The 2,544-nt window shown below is 44.5% G+C and carries 2 protein-coding genes and 1 pseudogene; 2 read left to right on the top strand and 1 reads right to left on the bottom strand.

Features of this window, described 5'->3' with window-relative positions:
* Together AB4653_RS09435 and AB4653_RS09430 are read left to right on the top strand one after the other, a co-directional pair.
* Positions 1-250: pseudogene (locus tag AB4653_RS09435) on the top strand (ArgP/LysG family DNA-binding transcriptional regulator); the annotation flags it as partial.
* A 110-nt stretch (positions 251-360) separates the two neighbouring features.
* Positions 361-1,074, top strand: coding sequence for an oxidative stress defense protein (locus tag AB4653_RS09430; RefSeq protein ID WP_009847667.1), 714 nt, complete (start codon positions 361-363; stop codon positions 1,072-1,074).
* 117 nt (positions 1,075-1,191) lie between these two features.
* On the opposite strand, the gene serA is transcribed toward AB4653_RS09430, so the two are convergent.
* A complete protein-coding gene (serA, locus tag AB4653_RS09425; protein WP_017097288.1) occupies positions 1,192-2,421 on the bottom strand; it encodes a phosphoglycerate dehydrogenase in 1,230 nt (409 codons plus the stop codon).
* Positions 2,422-2,544 lie beyond the last annotated feature (123 nt).

The following is a 2,544-nucleotide window of genomic DNA, read 5'->3' as shown; positions in this document are numbered from 1 at the left end:
CAGTGTGATCAATCATACGGTCGGCAGTTCAGAAGCATTTGTGCGCTTGGCACTATCGGGTGTTGCCTATTGCTTGATTCCTCGATTGCAGATTATCGAGGAACTAGAGTCTGGTGCTCTGATTGATATTACCCCTGGCTTTCTGCTGTCTTATCGCATCTATTGGCACCATTGGCAGCTTGAGAGTGGGGTGCTAAAAGAGGTATCCCAGGCGATATTAAGTTTTGCTCACAATCATTTACCTCAGTAAGTTGTTGGTTTTTTCAGCGTCAAAGTTCTGTTAGATGTGCACAATCAGGATTGGCTAAACGATAAATTACTCTATGATGGAAGGACATTTGTTTAGCATAGGTCTACCTAATGAAGTTTGTACCAAAGATGTTAGCAACGTCTCTTACTCTTACTGCTGCGTTGAGTGCTGTGAGCTTTCCATCACTGGCTGACTCTCCATCCTTTCCGCATATTTCAACAACAGGTTATGGTGAAGTCATCGCGACACCAGATATGGCGACATTCTCAGTGAGAGTGGTAGAGTCAACGATGACGGCTGAACAGGCTAAAAGTACTGTTGATAAAGTGGTAACGGGCTTTCTAAATAAGCTGCACCAAGCCGGCGTAGATGAGGCGAGCGTACACAGCTCTAATCTGTACCTATCTCCTCAGTACCATTATCCAAAAGATGGCAAACCAGAATTGGTTGGCTACCGCGCTTCACGCAATGTGAGCGTTCAAGTGAATGAGCTCGCTAATCTCAATGAGTACATGGATATTGCAATAGGACAGGGTATTAACCAAATCGATAATATCCAGCTGCAAGTGCGTGACCAAGCTAAGTATCAAGAGCAAGCACGCTTAGAAGCGATCAAAGATGCGACATCAAAAGCTAAATCATTAGCGAGTGGTTTTGAGCGTGAGCTAGGTGATGTTTGGCGTGTTGATTACAATGCACAATCTTCTCAGCCTGTGCTAATGCGTTCAATGGCGATGGATGCGAGAACAGAGTCGAACTCTTATGAAGACTCAACGATCACAATTCGTGATCGTGTCAATGTGATCTATCAGATCGAAGAATAAGATAGCGCTATAGAGGCTTTTGGATCATGGTGATCTAATTACCTACGATAGGCCAAATACTAAAAAGGCTCTCATTGCGAGAGCCTTTCTGTTTTTACTTATGGTCTAACTCGATGATTAGTGAAGAAGACGAGCACGGATTGTGCCTTCGATCTCTTTCAGTTTAAGCAGTGCTTCTTCTGAACGATCCGCTTCTACATCGATAACTACATAACCCATATCAGCCGCAGTCTGTAGGTACTGACCCGCGATGTTGATGCCTTCTTCAGCGAAGATGGTGTTGATCTGAGTTAGGATACCTGGGCGGTTTTCGTGAATGTGTAGCAAGCGAGATGTGCCCGTATGCAATGGCAGTGAAACCTCAGGGAAGTTAACACTTGATAGCGTAGAGCCGTTATCAGAGTATTTCGCTAGTTTACCAGCAACTTCAACTCCGATGTTCTCTTGTGCTTCTTGAGTTGAACCACCCACATGAGGCGTTAGAATCACGTTATCGAACTGCATTAATGGAGACTCAAACGGGTCTGCATTGGTTTTTGGTTCTGTTGGGAAAACATCAATAGCCGCACCAGAAAGGTGACCAGAATCCAGAGCGCCACACAGAGCAGGGATGTCAACTACCGTGCCACGAGCTGCATTGATAAAGATAGAGCCAGGCTTCATGCGCTCGAACTCTTCTTTACCCATCATGTCTTTAGTTTCATTGGTTTCAGGTACGTGTAAAGAGATCACGTCACACTTATTCAGCAACTCGGTCATAGTATGAACTTGAGTGGCATTACCTAGAGACAGCTTGTTTTCGATATCGTAAAAGTAAACACGCATACCAAGGTTTTCAGCAATAATACCCAGCTGAGTACCGATGTGACCGTAGCCAATAATACCTAAACGCTTACCACGAGCTTCGTAAGAGTTGTCTGCACTCTTTTTCCAGATACCACGGTGAGCAAGAGCATTTTTCTCTGGGATACCGCGAAGCAGTAATAGAACCTGACCTAGAACGAGTTCAGCAACACTTCGAGTGTTTGAGAACGGTGCATTGAAAACAGGGATACCGCGCTTTGCTGCTGCTTGAAGGTTGACTTGGTTAGTACCAATACAGAAACAACCGACTGCAACCAGCTTTTCAGCCGCATCAATAACTTCTTGGGAGATGTTGGTGCGAGAACGGATACCAATGAAATGAGCATCTTTAACTGCTTCAAGAAGTTCATCTTCAGGTAGTGAGCCTTTGTGGTACTCAATATTTGTGTAACCAGCGGCTTGCAGTACTTCTACAGAAGAAGGGTGAAGACCTTCTAGAAGTAGAATTTTTATTTTTTCTTTTTCCAGTGAAACTTTGGCCATTGTTCTCGTCCTTAAAATGGAAAGGTTGGGCAAATGCGGCGCACGTGCTACAAAATGGCTGAAAGGGGAACAAATTCACCACTCTGTTAGGAGACAAACGTTTTCCCTGTGCGTCTTCTGAAC

Origin of the sequence: Vibrio sp. 10N.222.48.A3 (genome assembly GCF_041475345.1) — a bacterium.
Classification (GTDB): Bacteria; Pseudomonadota; Gammaproteobacteria; order Enterobacterales; family Vibrionaceae; genus Vibrio; species Vibrio tasmaniensis_A.
Note: the sequence above shows the minus strand (reverse complement) of the source record. Positions and strands in the feature narration are given on the sequence as shown.

Excerpts from the sequence above, each read along its gene's own strand:
- AB4653_RS09430 (WP_009847667.1), top strand. The coding sequence starts at position 361 with ATGAAGTTTGTACCAAAGATGTTAGCAACGTCTCTTACTCTTACTGCT.
- serA (WP_017097288.1), bottom strand. The coding sequence starts at position 2,421 with ATGGCCAAAGTTTCACTGGAAAAAGAAAAAATAAAAATTCTACTTCTA.